Genomic DNA, 19491 nt, shown 5'->3' with positions numbered 1-19491 from the left:
TAATGATTAACCTATTAATCGCCCTAAATTTTTACCGCCCAATAAATGCATATGAATATGAAAGACCTCTTGCCCTGCATCTTTGTTGCAATTCATGATTAAGCGATATCCGCTTTCATCAATACCTTCTTGCTTTGCAATTTTAGCAGCAACTGTCACCATATGCCCTAATATCACTTCATCTTGTTCAGTAACATCATTAATAGTTGGAATAAGTTTGTTGGGAATAATTAAAATATGCTTCGGTGCTTGAGGAGAAATATCACGAAATGCCGTCACTTTATCATCTTGAAAAACAATATCAGCAGGGATTTCTTTTCGAATAATTTTACTAAAAATAGTTTCCTTCAAAATAATTTCTTGAGCCATCAAATTCTCCTTACTATGCATATACCTACAATTAACATTTTACATACTCAAGCATAACATATTTTAACAATAAAAATGTATAGAAATCGTTACATTTTAAAATGCATTTTACACCCTAAAAACCGTTCAGAAAAACTATTGATTTTATTTAAGTTTTTATTGTGAGTTATATTTTAATATCTCCTATAATTTGAAATACTCAAATGCAGAAGGGCTTGCTTATAACGATCAAAATAAGTATTAAAACCACTTGGCATATTCATTTGTCAAATATAATAAGTTGATATATAATGCCACGTCGATTTCAACCGCCTATTTTCATGTTCCTTGCTTTCAATGGGTTGCGGTTGCCCCCGACAGAAAGCTGATTAATCCGTAGGGAGCGATAATGCGTCATTACGAAATAGTATTTATGGTTCACCCAGATCAGAGTGAACAAGTACCTGGTATGATTGAACGTTATACTGGTACATTAACCACTGATGGTGGTAAAATCCATCGTTTAGAAGATTGGGGTCGTCGTCAATTAGCCTATCCTATCGAAAAACTGCACAAAGCACATTATGTGTTAATGAATGTTGAAGCAACTCAAGAAGCTGTTAATGAACTTGAAGATAACTTCCGCTTCAATGATGCAGTGATTCGCAGTTTAATTATGCGCACCAAACACGCTGTAACTGAAACTTCACCTATGTTAAAAGCTAAAGAAGAACGTCGTAGTTCTGAAGAAGATTTTAACGAAGTAAACATGGACGATGATTCCGACGAATAATCGTTTAGTGTTATCGGGTATTGTAAAAAAAACACCGATAAGAAAAGTCAGTCCAAGTGGGATTTCGCACTGCCAATTTTATTTAGAACATGTTTCTAAACAAATCGAAGCAGAACTCACAAGGCAAGCATGGTGCATAATGCCCGTAATTGCTAGTGGACAACAAGAGTTAAGTTACATAAAAAAAGGCAGCAAAATTTTAGTCAGTGGATTTATAAGTACCCACACTAAACGTAACCAAACAAGCCAACTTGTATTACATGCTGACCAGATTAAACTATTAGGAGAATAGCCAAATGGCACGTTATTTCCGTCGTCGCAAATTCTGCCGTTTTACTGCAGAAGGCGTTAAAGAAATTGATTATAAAGATGTTTCTTTATTAAAAAGCTATATCACAGAAAGTGGTAAAATTGTACCAAGCCGTATCACTGGTACTAGCGCAAAATATCAACGTCAATTAGCTCGCGCAATCAAACGCGCTCGTTACTTGGCATTATTACCATATACTGACAACCATCAGTAATTAGCAACAGAGGGAACATATAATGCAAATTATTCTACTCGATAAAGTTGCTAATTTAGGCAGCTTAGGTGATCAAGTTAATGTAAAAGCGGGTTATGCTCGTAACTATTTGATTCCACAAGGTAAAGCAGTAGCAGCGACTAAAAAGAATATTGAATTCTTTGAAGCTCGTCGTGCTGAATTAGAAGCAAAACTTGCTGAAACATTAAAAGCCGCTGAAGCGCGCGTTGCTGAAATTAATGCTCTAGGTAAAGTAACTATCGCTTCTAAAGCTGGTGATGAAGGTAAACTCTTTGGTTCAATTGGTACTCGTGATATCGCTGATGCAGTTAAAGCTCGTGGTATTCAAGTATCGAAAAGCGAAGTTCGCTTACCAAATGGTGTATTACGTACAATAGGTGAATACGAAGTATTTTTCCAAGTACATAGTGAAGCTTTTGCTAAACTGACTGTTGAAGTTATTTCTGAACAATAATAACTCAACTTAAATAAAAAACCCATTTAATCTAAATGGGTTTTTTATTATCTATTTTTCAGTGGCAATGATAAAAATAAAATTAAATATTTATTATATACATCAACATGAAAAATATTTTTATCTTACAACCATTGATTTACCTCGACCACGGATATCTGATACTGCTTCAGGTTTTTTATCTGTGATTTTTATCGCCTGAATATCACCACTAAAATCTTGCTGCTCAAAATGGTAGCCCATTTGCTTGAGTTTATCTTTTAAATCCTCTGGTACTTTGTTTTGAAAGCGTTCAATAAAAATAAGATTAGTTGGTAATAATTGATGATGATAACGAGGCGCATCCATTGCTGCTTTTAATGACATATGATTATCAAAAACATTAGTTACAACTTGAAAGATGGATGTAAAAATTCTTGAACCACCTGGCGTACCAATAACCATTGCAACATCATTATTTTTAATAAAAATACTTGGTGTCATAGAAGATAAAGGACGCTTATTAGGCTCTATGGCATTAGCATCTTTGCTCACTACACCAAACTGATTAGCAACACCTGGCTTACTACTAAAATCATCCATCTCATTATTGAGTATAATACCTGTACCCTCAATCACAACCGCAGATCCAAACCAACCATTGAGAGTGTAAGTATTAGATGCTGCATTACCCCATTTATCTACAATAGAAAAATGCGTTGTCTGTAATTTTTCATGGTTGTTGTTCAAACCAGGTTTAACTTGTTCGGTAAAAGAAATCGCTTTTGGGTTAACTTGTTTTGATCTTTCTGCCAAATAATTAGCGTCAATCAGTTTAGCAACAGGGACCGAGATAAAATCAGGATCGCCCATATATTCGGCTCGATCAGCAAACACACGTTTTTCTATTTCTGCTAATAAGTGAATATATTGAGGTGAATTGACTTTAACATTCTTAAAATCATTCGCTAAATTTTGCTTCATTAATAATAGTTGAATTAAACCTACACCGCCTGAACTTGGTGGCGGTGCAGTTACAATTTGCATATCTTGCCACTTAGCAACTAACGGCTCTCGCCATTTAGCTTGGTAATTAGCTAAATCATTTTCAGTAATTAAACCCGCATTTTCTTGCATCTGTTTTGCAATTAATTTAGCCGTTTCACCTTTATAAAAACCGTCACTACCTTGATCGGCAATACGCATTAATACCTTGCCAAGCTCGGGCTGCTTAAATAGTTTTCCTTCTTGCATAGAACCAAAGTATTGCTTAAAGTGGCCATTAGCCGGCGCTAGTGATTCTACTTCATGATACCGTTTAACTAGTAGTTTATCTACGGTAAACCCTTCATTGGCAAATCGTATAGCTGGCGCCATAACGTCTTTCCAAGATAATTTACCAAAACGTTGATGCACAGCCCACATACCAGCAACCGTACCTGGTACGCCTGAGGCTTTGTAGGAATATAGACTTAAATTCGGGATCACATTTTTATGATCATCAAGGTACATATCTCGATCAGCCTTATTCGGGGCAATTTCTCTATAATCGATAAAATAAGGCTTGCCTTCCATCCAAAGCGTCATAAAACCGCCACCACCAATATTACCCGCTTCAGGATAGGTAACAGCCAGAGTAAATGCTGTAGCTACAGCAGCATCAGCGGCATTTCCTCCTTTTTCTAATATCTCTTGCGCAGCTAGTGCGCCATAATAATCTGGGGAGGCAACGGCTCCAGCCTCAAATTTTTGTTTTAAATTGTCTACAGCAAATACTGGGCTTATCACTAAAAAAATAACAAGGCTACAATACGTTATCAGCCTGCGTTTAAGATAGAACATGTTGTACCTCCTAATAAAATATGATTTATTCGCCCCACTTAACACAAAATAGCATAAAAAAATAGGAAAAATTATGCAATATTTGGTTAAGGGGAATTATCAATATAGCATAGAAAATAAAAATGTTGAGTAAATATTGATCATATAGAAATTTCTATACTTGACTTTGTGATGATTTTCTTATTAATTTCTAATCAAGCCTGCTTAGATAATTTTGATTTGCCTATTTTTTGTAAAAAAGATTCAGGAATCTATGCCGTTTCAATTATGGTGAGGATTCAATACATGATTAAAAGAAAATACTTTCTTATTCATCACTTTTAGAATTGGATTTCGTGTAATTAGCTCAAAACAATTAAAAAAGAGTGTAGCAAACTAAATGGCATACACCCTTTAATATAAACTAATTAAAACTAAGCTGTTTGAGCTTGATTTGCTGATTTACCTTGTTCATCTTTATAAAGTTTATTGTCATATAGTTTGACAAAAGGAATATAAATTAGCAGAGCTAAAATGGCCGACACGACCGCAATAACAGCAGCTTTATAATCACCACCCGTACCAATAAATGCGCCTATACCCATTGGTGATGGCCATGGAATTAATGCAATGATTGGATGGATAAAACCCGTATTAATTGCAAAATAACCTAATGTTCCACACGCCATCGGCGCTAAGAAAAATGGAAATGCCAAGTAAGGATTATATACAATCGGCATACCAAAAATAATAGGTTCGTTGATATTGAATATTGCAGGTACTGCTGAAGCTCGTCCCAAGATTTTTAGTTGACTAGACTTAGCGCAAAAAGCAATAAAGAATGTCATTAATAAGGTAGAACCCGAACCGCCTAAAATCACTAATGAATTATTAAATTCTCCAGCAAAAGGAATATGTTCACCACCAAGTGCATTTTCGTTCATATTAGCTAACATAATTGGGGTGATAAATGCGCCAATAATAGTAGCGCCATGGATCCCAACAACCCATAATGCATGGATTAAAAAGAGAATGACCATAACACCTAGCCAACTTTTGGTTAAATTGGTCACAAAAGCAAATGGCACAGCAATAATATTAAAAATATCAGTACCAAAATAGATAAAAACGCCATTAATAATGATCACAAAAAACGCAATAATAAACGTTGGAATCAGCGCAGTAAAAGACCGCGAAACACCTAGCGGTACAGTTTCTGGCATTTTCACAACCCAATTTCGCCTAACACATAAAAAATAAAGATGAGTTGCCAAAATTGCCATTACGATTGCAATAAATATACCCGATGTACCTAAGCGGAAAATAAAAGGTTTTAAACGTAGCCCATTAAAGACTAAATTACTTTCATCATTAAGTAATGTAATCACGCCTTTTTGCATAACTAATTCAGGCAAAGTCATGAAAAAAGCAAAAATAGATAACATAGCGCCGTTAAGAGGGTTAACTTTAAGACCAGTTTCTTCTTCTTCGATTTTAGTCAGTTCATAACCAACAACAAAGTTAAAATAGAGAGCTAAAATGCCGATAGTTGCTGTGTTGGCAATCATATAAAGATCGCTCACTCTAAAAAAAGTATTTTCAAAAAAGCCTTCTAACCCTGTAAATGTCATTGGTAAAGTATTGAATACTAAAAACATAGATCCCACAATAGAGAAAGGCACTGAAGCCATCCCCGCGGCCATTACTGCTCGAACAATTTTAAATTGCGATACTTTAGCCATTGGCGCCATTAAAAATTTCTGTAAAATTACAAATCCCGTATTCATTTTGTTATCCTCATCTAATTAATGACCTGTTGGTAAGCTTGAATTCTTTGGAAAGATTTATCCTTATTAAGCTCAATTTTTTTTATTTTTTTAAGCAGTAAAAAATTAATTAATAAACTTGCTGTTAACACTATCATTACGGTATTTAAGACATATTGAGTGTTTTTAAAAAAAGGAAAGAATAGATGAAATAAAGATGTATTTACCGAAATCAGCAAAACAATACAAATTACCGATAATGCAGAATAAAGCGCCTTTGCATAAGGTAAACGATTATTATGAATTCGATAAAGTTTAATCTGCTCATACATCGTTAATATCGCTAGCACAAGGATCGATAGTGGCAAAAAGGCCACAATAGATAATGATCCACCTAAAAATACAAACCAATACAGATTGATAAATAAAAAAAATGCCGTGCTATAACGAATAGCTAAAAAGCGATTAAAATAGAGGTTGGTTAGGCTCGTTTTTTGGTGCATTTCTAATTTTTTAGTTGTCATATGATGGATTACCCCCCTAATTTGACTGCTAAGCGGTGGTTTTGCTCATATAACTGAGCCATCTCAAGTGCAATTTCGCGCATTGTCATTGTTGTCATTAAGTGATCTTGCGCATGCACCATAATAATTTCCATGGTGATCTTTGTACCGTTAGCATAATTTTGTAGTAACTCTGTTTGTGAGTAGTGAGCTTGTAAAATATCTTCATTCGCTTCATCAAGAAGCTGGTTTGCGGTAATAAAATCGGCTTGTCTCATCGCCTTAAATGCTTCATGGATTTTAGTTTTAGCATTACCGCTATATAAAATAATATTAAAAGCGATAAGTTGAATATCCTCTGAGCTCATTTGCTTCATTTCCTCATTCATTGCTATACTCCTTTTTCAATAAGTTGGATAAAAAGCCGTTTAAATTGGCCATAGTTATGTGTTTTCAACAGCTTTGATTGCATTGCTAAATCATCAATTAAATTAATAATGGCTTTAGTTATCATCGATAAAGTTGAATTTTGATAAATAGAAGGGGAAATCATAAAAACGAAGCGAACCTGTGGGTAATTATCATCCCAAAATAATCCATCAGGGATCATCGCAACGCCAATTTTAGATAATTTCCCTACAGGAATTGCAGGGTGTGGCACCACTATCGACTGGCTAAAGAAGATGTCACCTAATAGCATACGATTTTGCATTTGCTTTATCATTTGTTGCTTATAATTGCTATCTTCATTTAACGCTAAAAGATCAAGTAAAGAATCTAAAATATGTTCTTTGCTTTGAGGTTGTCGGCATGGGTAGAAATAATCTGCAAATAAATCATCAATAATTTGCTCAATATCAATAAAATGATTGCAAGATTTTTTTGTTGCGAACATTGGAATTTGCGTTCTACGCTCAGAGACAGGCATATTTCGTGACGCAAGATAACGGCGAATTTTTTGTACATCATCATCCGTTAAGAATACAGAAACATGAAAAACAGGCACTTTAAATACTTGCGCTGATAAATCAACGGACGAAATAATAAAATCGACCTTATTTAACGTTTCTGGTTCAATTTCATAATATCCTTGTGTCGCAACAATTTTGATTCGTTCATCAAACTCACATTCAACTCGGTTTTTTAATAGCTGGGCACTGCCAAGACCCGTTGCACAAATAATTAGCACTTTGGCTTTTTGTTCATTTTTTAATTTTTCAATCGAAGCTAAAAAGTGCAAAGTCAAGTAGCCCCACTCATCATCGTGAATCGTAAATTGATTAAGCTGAGGTAGCTGGTTAAGGTAGTTTTTAACTAATTGAAATAATTCTGGTGAATTAGCTTTAATTTCATCAAGTAATGGATTTTCTAATTTAATATTTTGTTGTAAACGAACGATCATCGGTTTTAAATGTTGAATAACGCCGTCTTTCAATTGTTCATCATTTAAAAATAAATACCCTGTCTGCTGCTCAATTTCGATTAATATATTAGTCACAGATAAATATAATTCGCAATCCACATCATTGTGAGTAACATTTGATTTACTCATCAAATGTAAAGTTAAATACATTTGTTCTTGTTTGGGAAAACAAAAACCAATTACTTTTTCAACCCTATTGATAATTTTCTTAGCAACTTGATATTCCAATGTATTTTTTGTCGATTGTGGCATATCAAGATTTTGAATAGAAAGTCCTGATTGTAGACGTTTAATGCTGAGTGATAGATGTAACACGATATTTTGCATCATGACATCAGATAATTTTATCTTTGCCTCACGACATTCATCTAAAATAATAATGGTCAAGGAGTCAAAACTAATTACATCACTAAACTTGTTCAAATAAGTAAGATTTTGTAAAAAGTTAATTGATTCTTCATGAAAAAAATAACTTAAAATAAAATGCCTTTTAGCTTTTTCCTCGCCTTCAACATAAAACAAGGATCGACTTTTTTTGACAGTTAGCCCATAAGGTTGAAGCTGGTGTTTGATTTCTAAAATATCTTTATTTAGTTGAGAAGAGCTAATAAATAATCGTTCTGATAACGCCTCTATATCAATTTTTTGGCTTTCTAATAATAATAGATTAAGAATATGGTGCTTTCTTTGACATGCTTCTCGGCAGTTTGCTTGCTCTTCGTTACGATAGAATAAATGATGTTCAATTAAAAATAAGTTGAAAGCCGTTCTATCTTTAATTTGTAATTGATAACCATAACCTTGTTTACTAACAATAGTTCCGCCATTGTTTTCAATCAACGGTTTTAAGTCCTTAAGGTAAGTACGAACAGTTCGATCTGATAATGATAATTCACTTGCCAGCAATGCGCTGCTTTTGAATAGATTTTTAGAGCGAACCATTAAACTAATTAGATCTCGTTGTTTGTTCTTAATCACAATCATTCGTACCTGTGACAGCTAAAACTAGGCTGTTAATCATAGTGTAGTTACTCTGATATGTTAGATAAGCACACATCAAGCAAGTTAATAAGGCGCTGCCATGTCTGGTAACCTAATGACAACGCCAAGCCGTTTTTCTAAAACAAAGGCTTATTTTGGGCTATTTGATATTGTCTTCGGTTAACTTAGCCAATTGCTCAATACCCGACGGTATAGGGATATAGGCCTGAAAAGGAATACTTACTACAGGCTTACCCACTTCATCACCCAAATTTTTTAACTTATCAAACATCATCATCGTTTGTGGACTGATTAAAAATAATGAGAAATCACTATTTTTAATCATATTGCTTCCTTCGGTTGCCGATACTGCATCAACCGAAATAGCTTTATCTTTACTAGCAAAATATTCTGTTACTTTTTTAGCCATTAATGATGATGACATTCCTGCTGCACAAATAATTAATGCTTTTTTCATGGTTTTTCCTCAACGCAATTATGATCCCTTAATAAAACTTTTATAGAGCTTCTATTCTACTTTTATAGAGCTTCTATAAGTTTCTATAAAACTTCACCGTTTGAAGCAATGACATTCTTAAACCAAGCAAATGAATCTTTTCGGCTACGTTTTAAGGTTCCATTACCTTTATTATCTTTATCCACATAAATGAACCCATACCGTTTTTCCATTTCACCAGTGCCCGCCGAAACCAAATCAATACATCCCCAAGGGGTGTAGCCCATTAAATCAACGCCGTCTTCTTCAACAGCAATCTTCATTTGTTTGATGTGTTCTTTTAAATATTCAATACGATAAGTATCATGAATGCTACCATCTGCCTCGACTTTATCATATGCACCAAACCCATTTTCAACAATAAACAGTGGCAATCGGTACATATCTGTTAACCAATTTAAGGTATAACGTAATCCTTCAGGATCAATTTGCCAGCCCCAGTCAGATTTTTTAACGTATTGATTACCAATCAGATCCTTTTTTTCGTCATAGCTATAGCTGTTATCATTTTCCTTTTTCCTAATAGCATTGGACATGTAATAGCTAAAACCAATATAGTCAACCGTACCTTTAGTAAGCACTTCAAGATCCTGCGCTGTAATATCAAGCTCAAAACCATTGCGTTGCCAATATTTTTTAATATGATTCGGATACTCGCCATGCACATGAACATCAGCAAAAAAGTATTTACGCTCCATTGCTTTTTGTGCCATCAAAATATCACCTGGTTTACAGGTTTCAGGATAAATTGGTATTACCGCCAACATACACCCAATTTTAAAATCAGGGTTAATGGCATGACCTATTTGTACTGCTTTAGCACTAGCAACTAATTCATAATGTGCAGCTTGATACATAATCTGTTCGCGATTATCGCCTGCTTTATAGTAAATACCTGAATTAGTAAATGGTGCAAAATCTTCATTAAAATTAGCTTGATTATTAATTTCGTTAAAAGTCATCCAATATTTGACTTTATTTTTATAACGATCAAAACAGACTTCGGCAAAACGCACAAAAAAATCAATTAATTTACGATTACGAAATCCACCATACTCAGTAACAAGATAATAAGGCAATTCAAAATGAGAAAGTGTGACAACCGGCTCAATATTGTATTTTAAACATTCATCAAAAAGATCATCATAAAATTTTAATCCTTCTTCATTTGGCGCAAGTTCATCACCTTTTGGAAAGATACGCGTCCACGCAATAGAGGTTCTAAAACATTTAAAACCCATTTCGGCAAAGAGTTTAATATCATCTTTATAGTGATGATAAAAATCAATGGCATCGTGATTTGGATAATATTCACCTTCAATCACACCTTCAGTAATTTTTCTATAACTTTTAGGCGACCCCACCGTCATCACATCGGCAACACTAATACCTTTACCACCCGCTTGCCAAGCCCCTTCTAATTGGTGAGCAGCAACTGCACCTCCCCACAAAAAATCTTTTGGTAAACCTTTATTTTTCATAATTAAGTACCTGCGTTTATTGATAATTCAAATTTAGTATAAAAGGAAAAAAATAGAATTACTAACCAACTTTTTCCTTATTGATCAGGAAAAATATAAGTATATTTTGGAGGAAAGTTATGAATTAATGTTAGTAAAGTGAGTAACTTCTTTCGATATTTAGAACTTTATCAACATACACGATAAATATCTAAAAAATAATTTTAATTTTTAAATAGTTAAAAAAAATTTTAAATAAACTCTTCAAGCCCATCGGCATATTTTGAGGGCACAAACTCGATAATATGATATTGAGCAATTTAATGAATGTAAAATGTCACTTTCTGCATGATTAAACTTGCTTTTCCTTACTTTCTACTCGGCAAAGAATCACACCGCCTGTGCAAGAACTTTACGATCTGATGATATAAAATGTCCTTATTTATAGTTAATTTCAAGATAATTAATATGTTGCTGTAAATAACGTTCTATTTCGCTAATAGGTTTAAGGTAATTGAGAGAAAAAATAAACAGAGTTTATATCCAACTAGGATTAAAAAGAAAACCAATATAATAAATCCTTTTTACTTGTGATAGAAATAATCTAATCCTAATTTATTTTATTCTCACAAAAGTAATTATTAATAAAAAAATTAGGATGATATAAATTATTTCTATCGAATTATTATTTAACTGTTATGCCTAATGATTATTTACGTTGCCATTTACCATCTTCACCCTTGTGGTAAACCTTTTCGACCGCTGACCAAGCCACTTTAAAAGCAATCGTTTCGGGATCACTATTATCACGCCGCTTATGCGGATCTTGATATTCCTTAATCGCACTATTGAATGCTTCTTTAAAAATATCTTGCGCATGTTCAGGCAAGACATGGTGTACTGAATCAGGTAAATCTTCACGTGTTTTATATGGCATATCACATTCCCTCATAAATTAATCTTAGATGACTGAAAATTTAAAATGGTAATGGTAAAAATAGCACTCCAACGAATGTATTCCCATTTATAAAATAATACAAGTGCTAATTTCATTTAAGAACCCGCTGATGTGATCTAACGAGTCGGAATACCTCACATTGTTGATAGTAATTTCAGCAATGACAGTAATGCATATACCTAACGCCGTATCCCAAACAAGCGATATGGCGTCTATATCATAAAAAAATCACCGTTATCGATTGGCTAAATATTTATGGTCAGTCGTCCGATCATTTATAATCAGCTAACAAAGAACAAAGCTAGATTGAAGATAAATTAAGACAGCAAGCTAAATTTTTGTAAAAAATATTCAGGATTCTATACCGTTTCGTGGTTAATTAATACTTCACCGTATCTATTTGTTAAAACATGTAATAACTATCGTATCAATCAATGCCAGAATTATTACGAATAATTGAGCATAAACATAGCAATTCATCGTTTCAACTTCATATTTTATTAGAAATAATCATTAAAAGATAATAAAGTATTAACACACTGAATTTATAATGCCAAAATTAAGGAAATAAATAATGAAAAAAAAATTTTTAACCGTATTGATTGCTGGATTTTTGATGATTGGCTGTGATGACAAACCAACCGAAAACAAAACACAACAACCCACAGCAACTTCAGAGGCTAAACCTTCTGATTCTAAAAAGACTGAAGATGTTTCACGGCAATTTGCACTGAAAGCACGTAAAGGTAATATATGGCTAGAGGTTTTTAATGCTAATGTCACCCAAGCTGCAGATGAATTAAGAGGGAATGGACATGGCAAGATGACTTCTTCTCTTTATCATCTTGATAGCAGTGTTAAGAATTTTTTAAGAGGTGTCAGTGATAAAAACGGTAGAATTGATGTCAATCGTGTGAAAAAAGATCCAACGAAACTTTTTATCGGCTCTCACCCAGAACCAAAGGAGCTTGATGAATATAAACAATTGATTACTGAGTTATTAGCATTAAAACCAGAGTTACCCGAACTTGATGCCGCAGGCAAAGCATTAAGTGATAAATACGTTGAAATAGGATTAGCTTATGACCAGATAGCTAAATATTATTTAGATAATGAGTACAAATTGGATGACTTTGCCAAATTACCTGAACTGTTAAATAATCTTGACACGCTTTATAACCAATATGTTGAAGCAAAAAGTGTGGCTTTAGCAGCTTATGGTAAATTATACAAAGAAATCCATGCATTTCAAAAATCAGAAATAAAAAACAAAGGGTTAACAATTAACTACAATTGCATGGAAATCATGGATTTATCTGAAGATGTTATCGAGTTAATCAATGAAAGCTTTAACGAAAACAACCAGTTTAAAAATCTCGATAAATCAGCCCTTGAACAAAAAATTCAGCAAATAGAATCCATAACCAATGAATTAATGACGAATAAAGGCAAAAATAACTTGATTAAACAACAAGGTTTAAACGATATGTATTATGACCGTTTTGTTGATCGTTTACCTGGATTGATTAATCAAATGAAAGTAGTTTTAAAAAATTTACAGACCAATACTATAGAAAGAGAAGTTGATTCTTTGAATAGCGAACTTAAAAGTGTAATTAGCGGCTATAATCAAGTAATCAATTAAAAATAGATAAAGATCGTTTCATTGCTAACATTTTAGTCATTATCAATGACAATAAATAGTGGTATAAATAACAACGGTGTAAATATTACACCGTTTGCAATGCATGAATTTTGGTTAAATAACCATCTGCATATCATTATGTAGTTGGTTATGTAGCTGAATGTAAATAGAGTTCAATATTTAATCTGCGTTGATATTCATTTTTTTATTTTGCGCTGCCGACGAAACTGCACCAATAAACACAACATCACTTGACGAATTTAATGCAGTTTCAACCGAATCTTGAATAACACCGATGGCAATACCAATACCGATGACTTTGGCTGAAATTTCATTAGGTATACCAAACATACTACAAGCAACAGGAATTAGTAATAATGAACCACCAGCAATCCCCGACGCACCGCAAGCACACACAGAACTGACTATACAAAGTAATACCGCAGAATAGATATCAACATCAATATGCATTGAGTTAACTGTTGCGAGTGTTAAAACGGTAATTGTTACTGCTGCCCCTGACATATTAATCGCAGCACCTAAAGGAACAGCAACTGAATAGGTATCTTCATCCATATTTAATTTTTTGCATATTTCGATATTAACTGGGATATTAGCAGCTGAACTACGAGTAAAAAAGGCAGGTATTGCGCTATCTTTTAATGAGGTAAAAACTAATGGATATGGATTTTTTCGCATTACACAATAAGCCAATAATGGATTAAGAACTAATGCCACAATCAACATGCATGATACTAATACACCTAATAGATGTGCATATTTTAATAATTCGCCAAAACCTGTTTCGGCCAGCGTTGAAGAAACCAGCCCAAACACACCTAATGGTGCAAAACGGATAATAATTCTTACAATAAAAGAGATAGCATAAGATAAATCATTCATCATCGTTTTAGTCGTTTGGCTTGCATGCCTTAATGCTAACCCTATACCTATTCCCCATATAATCAAACCAATATAATTTGCGTTAACAAGGGCATTAACAGGATTATCAATCATTTTATTCAGTAATGTTTTTAAGACATCTTTAACCCCGTTGGGTGGAGTCAACTTGATCTGCTCCAGTGCATCGCCAAATGAAATTTGAGATGGAAATAGGAAGCTGGCAAATGTAGCTAATAAAGCGGCTAATATCATACCTGATAAGTAAAGCATGATTAACGCACACATATTTGCTTGCTTACCTTGTTGGTGATTAGCGATTGATGCAACAACTAAAATCAGTACAAGTATTGGCGCAACTGATTTTAAAGCATTAATAAATAGCTCTCCGATAAGTGACATCCCTAAAGCGGTCTCTTTCGACACGGCAGCGAGAATAATACCAAATATTAAGCCCAATAAAATCTGCGGTATCAACCCTACTTTTAAGTAAAAACGAACCAACGGATGAGAAGAATGAGTCATAATATGCCTTTCTTATTAAAATAAAGACAAAACAGTAACATAATTCAATATGATGTTTTAGAAAATAATGATTATCATAATGTTTTTTTATATAACAATTTGAATAATTACTAAATTTAATTATTCACAAATTAAACATGCTTTACATTACCAAATGTATTGTTAAGAAATAACTACATTACTTAATAAACTCAAGCAATTGTCTTGCTTTATTTACTGCCGTTGATTTTACTTTTGCATGGGCTATGTCGGCTAATCCTTGCCAATGGGAATCAGATTCAGAGAGATAACCACGCTTTGTTGCTTCTTGTAAATAAGGCACATAAATGAATGACATATCTAAAATTCGATTGATCCAAGCAGGTATTTTTTCACCTCGTTTTGCTATTTTTCCTACAAACTTAATGCCCTCAATTAATACAGGGTAAAATACTGATAATAAATTAGGCTTTTTTTCCAGTAATCGGATTAATTTAGCTGGGCTAAAATCGGGATAGTCAAGGAATAAGATAATTGCTTTACGCATGATGTCAGCGTCAATGACGCCTTGTTCAACATTTTGTTCAAAAATTGAATTTGTGTGATAGGTATCACTATCTTGCGCTAATAATCCAATAATCACCATTACCAATGCGTTAGAAAAAATTAAGTTATTGGCATTTTTACAATTTTCCAACCAATATCGGCTCTTTTCAACAATCAGACATTGGCTCGCTTCACTCCAGTGTAACCAAACGCTTTCTGTTTGAGAATCAATGCAAAATTCTGAATGATTCAATGGCGCGGGATAAGCTTCGCATTGCCATTCGTTTTCTAAATCATAATACCAATCACCTTTAACAATCTGGAAAACTTGATTTGCTACATTAGGAAGTTTCAAAGTAAATAATAACGATTTAGACAAACGTTTAGAAAATTGAGAAGATGGGTTAATGACAGGCTTACTCACAGAAATAGAAACATTATCTTCAGGTACAACGCTAATTTTTTCCGTCTTTACCCATACTTGATCAAAATCATCAGGCGCCAGCATAGACACTTCTTGTTTTAAAGGCGCTGGTGCTATATTAGGGAGCTTTTCAACTATCGCTTGGGCTTTCTTTATTGCATTAGCACTACCTTTTTTACTGGCTAACATCCTGATGCCTAATAATTGTAATTGGCTTGCATCAGCTATACCCTGATCAACAGCATATTGAACTTCAGGTAAAAATTCAGCGATGGCATCGACCGTTTCAACAGTGCCTGATAACATTCTTAGCGCATTGCATGAAGCAATAATTAATTGATCGAAAATGGGCCAAACTACCGAAAGCATCCCTTGTTTTCCAATATCAGCTAATACAGCAACTAAACTTGCTATACGGGATAAACGCTCCAATAGCAAAACATCGGCCACTCCAGGTATAAGCAATCCTCGTTGCCATGCTTGATTCACGGCTTGTGCTATATTACCAAGCACATGAGAGGAATGAGATCGCTGTGCTGCTAAAAGTGTAATTGCTGAACGAGGGGGAAAAGGAGAGCGTTTTTTAACAAGTTGCTCAAACACAAAACCTTGATGATATGATTTGGCCCAATCAATATCAGAAGGTATAACACTATCGCTCCATAAGGGAAAAATAGAAAAAAGCTCAGCAGTATACCAACTATTGCCTATTCGTTCTGGAAAATCACTTAATGATTGAGGAAGAAACGATACATCATTAATATTAGCATTTAACGCTAATTTTGGTTCAATCACGGGATCATTAAGATACTGTAAGACCAAAGCCTCGGCATTTTGCGACATTTTTTGCCCTGACGGCAAAGTGACAGTAATTTTTAGTTTACTAAGTTTTTCTTTCGTTGATGATGATTGTGTCGATACATCAAGACGAGTCAATGCTAAAAATAGATCCGCTTCTAATACATCAATATTTAATTGCTGATAAGTCTCTAATCGCTGACAAAGATCATCCACGGTTATTGACAAATCACTCATACTCGGTGTTGACAGTAAACAAGGAATTTTTCCTAAGTTTTTACAGACAATATAATCGCGCGCAGTTAATAAACAAGTAAAATTATCGTGATACGGGATCTCTTTGCCTTTGCGCCAATAAAATATAAAACCGAGTAACTCATCAGCTCGCAATTTTACGCCGACTAAACTCGCTTTTGCGGCTTGAGGATCGTTATAAGCGATCGTATTGGCGACAGCTAAAAACCGTTCCATCACACAATCATGGGCAGATACGTCCCTTTTTACCAATTCAGAGGCTAGCTCTGTTAATATATCAGGTGAAATAGGCGCTAACTCGAAAGGTGGTAATTGCCAAAGCGATGGCGTTGGATGCCAAAGTTGCTTTAATGCCACTGGGCTAGCTTGCGTAAAATCACCATCAAGCTGCCACTGTGTAATTATTTTTCTGGTTAAAGCAACAATCGAGTCATCGGTTTGGCTAAGTAATAAAGTAAATAAAGGCATAAACCGATCAGCATTTTGGGGTATATTACGGTTGAGTGCTGTTTTTAACACCAATTTTTGCGTCGATTTTATTTTAGACGATAAACTGGCCGTCATCACTTCAACTAGTAATTCATCATCAACAAACGGAATTAAAACAGGTGCTAATCGATTAATCATCGCAGCCTCCCCCGTTGTTAGCAATGGAATTAAAGCAGATGCCCGTTGGCAAAATTCAGCATCAGTAATACCTAAACCATCAAGTGTATAAAGCCATGCTTTACGATCTACAGGGCGAGAGGCGATATCTAGGGCTAAGAAAAGAAGTTCTTTTGCTTGCTCATACTCAAGCCAACCTAATGCTACCCCTAAACTAAATAACTGAGTAAAAGATTGTGTTGCTGGTATATTTAACGCTATAGCAATATGAATGTGTTCAAAAAATCGGTGCTGACATTGCGCTAAATTTGGCGGGGTTTTATCGTAAAAATGCTTTACAATATCGTCACCCCGCATAGCAACGGCTGCGTACAAAGTCCAATCACTGATATAATTGGGATTTTCTGGAATCGCTAAATTTAATTGATCGACTAACTGAGCAACAAGATCTGTTGGTGCTGATGCTGATTGTACAAATTTCTGCGCATAATTCTCACCGCGCGCCATAATAACGGGCAATAACAAAGAGGAATGGGCATAACGCACAAGCTTTAGTGCTCGGCTGGCTGATACCCCAATCCTAATAGCATACAACACTAAATATGCTTTATTACACTTAACATAGTCTTGTAGCTCGAAAGAGTCTCCCCTACGAACATACCCATCCCATTCGCCACTTTTTAATCCAGAAAGGGCAATTTTTTGCTGTTCCTTACTGCCTAACGGCTGTTGCAAAATATTATCTGGTGTAACATTATTCCAGTTTAATGAAATAAAAATAGCTTCTGCTTTTTCTAAGTTAGCATTCATAAATATTTTCCTTAATTTGAACCGCTAAAATATGTTTGCAAGGTCCTTTTTTAAGCTGATGATTTAAATACCATGAGCAATTACATTGCGATACCATTTCATTATTCTGTCTAACTAAACGGACTTGATAATCTTCATCATTAGAATGAACAATCCAAGTGGTTTCATCAATCTGATCAATAAATTCAACTAGCTTATAGGCCGATTTTAAACGCGGGTTATCTTTTATGACTCGATTAGGATCTTCAGGCAATTGGCGATGAAAATAGCTTTTTTGATAAGCATCAAAACCAAGTTTGCCTGAAACAGCAAGGTAAGCCAACGCACTATCGATATTCCGAGCATCTAAATGAGTTTTTGAAGATAATTGCGCCAGATCAATCTGCGAATCAAATTGCAAAATAGATTGGACAAGTTGAGCATTTTGTAATTGCTGTTTTGGCACAAGCGATTCAAGTAATGCTCCTTCACCTGAATACCCCTGCCATGGTTGAGCAGTTAAGCTTAAGGTAAGCCTTGCACCATCAAGAGCGACTTCAACCATGCATGGCCCTTGTTCTCCGCTTTCCAATCGATAAAACGTTAAGCTTTTTATGTTGGTCATTAACCGCTTCAGTGCACTTAATCTATGTAAGCCAGAAATATAGACACTATTAATATCGCCTTGAGACGCCAATTTAACGCCCGTATTAGATGGAACGACCCAACTTGCTTGTTGTTTGCTTGTTACTGCTGGCAATCTTGCAATAAAAGTTTGCGCATGAATTCCCGCTACAGTAAAAACAGCCGCCATTTTAGTATGAATTTCAGTAAGATTGCCAAGTGCTCGAATCCACCTATCGGGCATTTCAACTGGGCGCTCAACAACAGTTTTTATACTGATCACATCGTGATCTTGTTGTTGGATATGGCGCGTTGCTAAGCCTTGCTCACCAATATTGAGGTGAAGTTTATCCTTACTATTAACCTGATTTAGTGCTTGCCTTAAACCAAGGCCAATATCGACATTGGTTGTACCGCGTAATATTTGCCCATCGAAGCCTTGTTGTAATAAATCCAAACGAGCATAAACACTATTACAGGCAGAAAAAACCTCAGCTCTTAATTGATCCCCCTGAGCAGATAAAATAGGATCTCGCAAAGCCACTGGTACGGGTTTAAAATATCGGGTCGCAGTAATATCAGCTAATACAAGTAAACATCTAGCAAGAATTTGTGGATAAAGTGCGTAACCAGTAAAAAATTGAGGGTTATCAATAATCCCATTAGGTGTTAAGGCTGATGATAATGCTAAAGCTAAAGCCCCATTTGTCAACGTTGATTGCTGAGAAAACTTCAATATAAATCATCCTACATATGAACATAGACAAACTATCTGACGCAACGAGTATAAAATAAGCTTAATATATCGTCTATATTTGATTATTTCAGTGATTTTGATAAAAAACATGATTG

General features: G+C 34.6%; 17 protein-coding genes. 5 read left to right on the top strand and 12 right to left on the bottom strand.

Annotated elements, in window-relative coordinates; genetic code table 11:
* Nucleotides 1-6 precede the first annotated feature (6 nt).
* Nucleotides 7-354 carry an HIT domain-containing protein gene (locus A9G41_RS10760; RefSeq protein ID WP_065566941.1) on the bottom strand — a complete coding sequence of 116 codons (348 nt, stop codon included), beginning with the start codon at nucleotides 352-354 and terminating at the stop codon, nucleotides 7-9.
* Between the two features lie 403 nt (nucleotides 355-757).
* Between A9G41_RS10760 and rpsF the strand changes: the two genes are divergently transcribed.
* From rpsF to rplI, 4 genes are read left to right on the top strand one after another with little or no spacing between them, the layout of a single operon-like run.
* Nucleotides 758-1141 (top strand): 30S ribosomal protein S6, encoded by a 384-nt coding sequence (gene rpsF, locus A9G41_RS10755; protein ID WP_065566923.1) that lies wholly within the window; start codon nucleotides 758-760, stop codon nucleotides 1139-1141.
* Nucleotides 1125-1433 (top strand): primosomal replication protein N, encoded by a 309-nt coding sequence (gene priB / locus A9G41_RS10750; RefSeq protein WP_065566922.1) that lies wholly within the window; start codon nucleotides 1125-1127, stop codon nucleotides 1431-1433. Before rpsF ends, priB begins: the two co-directional genes overlap by 17 nt.
* Nucleotides 1434-1437: 4 nt before the next feature.
* Nucleotides 1438-1665 carry a 30S ribosomal protein S18 gene (rpsR, locus tag A9G41_RS10745; RefSeq protein ID WP_025314965.1) on the top strand — a complete coding sequence of 76 codons (228 nt, stop codon included), beginning with the start codon at nucleotides 1438-1440 and terminating at the stop codon, nucleotides 1663-1665.
* Between the two features lie 22 nt (nucleotides 1666-1687).
* Nucleotides 1688-2140: a 50S ribosomal protein L9 gene (rplI, locus tag A9G41_RS10740; protein ID WP_065581381.1), complete on the top strand. Its 453-nt coding sequence runs from the start codon at nucleotides 1688-1690 to the stop codon at nucleotides 2138-2140.
* A gap of 120 nt (nucleotides 2141-2260) precedes the next feature.
* Here rplI and ggt read toward each other — a convergent pair whose 3' ends face one another.
* From ggt to A9G41_RS10700, 8 genes are all read right to left on the bottom strand, one after another.
* On the bottom strand, nucleotides 2261-3961 hold the full coding sequence (gene ggt, locus A9G41_RS10735; RefSeq protein WP_075539661.1) for a gamma-glutamyltransferase: 1701 nt from the start codon (nucleotides 3959-3961) through the stop codon (nucleotides 2261-2263).
* A gap of 413 nt (nucleotides 3962-4374) precedes the next feature.
* Nucleotides 4375-5727: a PTS cellobiose transporter subunit IIC gene (gene celB / locus A9G41_RS10730; RefSeq protein WP_065566917.1), complete on the bottom strand. Its 1353-nt coding sequence runs from the start codon at nucleotides 5725-5727 to the stop codon at nucleotides 4375-4377.
* Between the two features lie 14 nt (nucleotides 5728-5741).
* Nucleotides 5742-6230 (bottom strand): hypothetical protein, encoded by a 489-nt coding sequence (locus tag A9G41_RS10725; RefSeq protein ID WP_075539660.1) that lies wholly within the window; start codon nucleotides 6228-6230, stop codon nucleotides 5742-5744.
* A gap of 8 nt (nucleotides 6231-6238) precedes the next feature.
* Nucleotides 6239-6577 (bottom strand): PTS cellobiose transporter subunit IIA, encoded by a 339-nt coding sequence (locus tag A9G41_RS10720; protein WP_065581456.1) that lies wholly within the window; start codon nucleotides 6575-6577, stop codon nucleotides 6239-6241.
* A gap of 23 nt (nucleotides 6578-6600) precedes the next feature.
* Nucleotides 6601-8610 carry a PRD domain-containing protein gene (locus A9G41_RS10715; protein ID WP_075539666.1) on the bottom strand — a complete coding sequence of 670 codons (2010 nt, stop codon included), beginning with the start codon at nucleotides 8608-8610 and terminating at the stop codon, nucleotides 6601-6603.
* Nucleotides 8611-8773: 163 nt separating this feature from the next.
* Nucleotides 8774-9091, bottom strand: coding sequence for a PTS cellobiose transporter subunit IIB (locus A9G41_RS10710; protein WP_065566914.1), 318 nt, complete (start codon nucleotides 9089-9091; stop codon nucleotides 8774-8776).
* 83 nt (nucleotides 9092-9174) lie between these two features.
* The gene (locus A9G41_RS10705; protein WP_075539659.1) at nucleotides 9175-10611 is read right to left on the bottom strand and encodes a 6-phospho-beta-glucosidase; all 1437 of its coding nucleotides are present in this window, start codon (nucleotides 10609-10611) and stop codon (nucleotides 9175-9177) included.
* A gap of 688 nt (nucleotides 10612-11299) precedes the next feature.
* The gene (locus A9G41_RS10700; RefSeq protein WP_075539658.1) at nucleotides 11300-11527 is read right to left on the bottom strand and encodes a ChaB family protein; all 228 of its coding nucleotides are present in this window, start codon (nucleotides 11525-11527) and stop codon (nucleotides 11300-11302) included.
* Between the two features lie 595 nt (nucleotides 11528-12122).
* Here A9G41_RS10700 and A9G41_RS10695 point away from each other — a divergent pair.
* Complete coding sequence (locus A9G41_RS10695; protein ID WP_065581386.1) at nucleotides 12123-13193, top strand: DUF3829 domain-containing protein; 1071 nt, start codon at nucleotides 12123-12125, stop codon at nucleotides 13191-13193.
* Nucleotides 13194-13373: 180 nt separating this feature from the next.
* On the opposite strand, the gene sstT is transcribed toward A9G41_RS10695, so the two are convergent.
* The 3 genes from sstT to A9G41_RS10680 form a co-directional block, all read right to left on the bottom strand.
* Nucleotides 13374-14618 (bottom strand): serine/threonine transporter SstT, encoded by a 1245-nt coding sequence (gene sstT / locus A9G41_RS10690; RefSeq protein ID WP_075539657.1) that lies wholly within the window; start codon nucleotides 14616-14618, stop codon nucleotides 13374-13376.
* Nucleotides 14619-14796: 178 nt separating this feature from the next.
* Nucleotides 14797-18036 (bottom strand): hypothetical protein, encoded by a 3240-nt coding sequence (locus tag A9G41_RS10685; protein ID WP_075539656.1) that lies wholly within the window; start codon nucleotides 18034-18036, stop codon nucleotides 14797-14799.
* The gene (locus A9G41_RS10680; protein ID WP_218837700.1) at nucleotides 18026-19351 is read right to left on the bottom strand and encodes an SWIM zinc finger family protein; all 1326 of its coding nucleotides are present in this window, start codon (nucleotides 19349-19351) and stop codon (nucleotides 18026-18028) included. The genes A9G41_RS10685 and A9G41_RS10680 overlap by 11 nt, the downstream gene beginning before the upstream one ends.
* Between the last annotated feature and the right edge of the window lie 140 nt (nucleotides 19352-19491).

Source organism: Gilliamella sp. Nev5-1, assembly GCF_001690895.1.
Lineage (GTDB): Bacteria > Pseudomonadota > Gammaproteobacteria > Enterobacterales > Orbaceae > Gilliamella > Gilliamella apicola_C.
This window is presented reverse-complemented; position numbering and strand designations above follow the sequence as displayed.

Coding starts and splice junctions, on each gene's coding strand:
- A9G41_RS10705 (WP_075539659.1), bottom strand. CDS start 10,611: ATGAAAAATAAAGGTTTACCAAAAGATTTTTTGTGGGGAGGTGCAGTT.
- A9G41_RS10695 (WP_065581386.1), top strand. CDS start 12,123: ATGAAAAAAAAATTTTTAACCGTATTGATTGCTGGATTTTTGATGATT.
- celB (WP_065566917.1), bottom strand. CDS start 5,727: ATGAATACGGGATTTGTAATTTTACAGAAATTTTTAATGGCGCCAATG.
- A9G41_RS10685 (WP_075539656.1), bottom strand. CDS start 18,036: ATGAATGCTAACTTAGAAAAAGCAGAAGCTATTTTTATTTCATTAAAC.
- A9G41_RS10710 (WP_065566914.1), bottom strand. CDS start 9,091: ATGAAAAAAGCATTAATTATTTGTGCAGCAGGAATGTCATCATCATTA.
- A9G41_RS10720 (WP_065581456.1), bottom strand. CDS start 6,577: ATGAGCTCAGAGGATATTCAACTTATCGCTTTTAATATTATTTTATAT.
- rpsF (WP_065566923.1), top strand. CDS start 758: ATGCGTCATTACGAAATAGTATTTATGGTTCACCCAGATCAGAGTGAA.
- ggt (WP_075539661.1), bottom strand. CDS start 3,961: ATGTTCTATCTTAAACGCAGGCTGATAACGTATTGTAGCCTTGTTATT.
- rpsR (WP_025314965.1), top strand. CDS start 1,438: ATGGCACGTTATTTCCGTCGTCGCAAATTCTGCCGTTTTACTGCAGAA.
- sstT (WP_075539657.1), bottom strand. CDS start 14,618: ATGACTCATTCTTCTCATCCGTTGGTTCGTTTTTACTTAAAAGTAGGG.
- priB (WP_065566922.1), top strand. CDS start 1,125: ATGATTCCGACGAATAATCGTTTAGTGTTATCGGGTATTGTAAAAAAA.
- rplI (WP_065581381.1), top strand. CDS start 1,688: ATGCAAATTATTCTACTCGATAAAGTTGCTAATTTAGGCAGCTTAGGT.
- A9G41_RS10725 (WP_075539660.1), bottom strand. CDS start 6,230: ATGACAACTAAAAAATTAGAAATGCACCAAAAAACGAGCCTAACCAAC.
- A9G41_RS10700 (WP_075539658.1), bottom strand. CDS start 11,527: ATGCCATATAAAACACGTGAAGATTTACCTGATTCAGTACACCATGTC.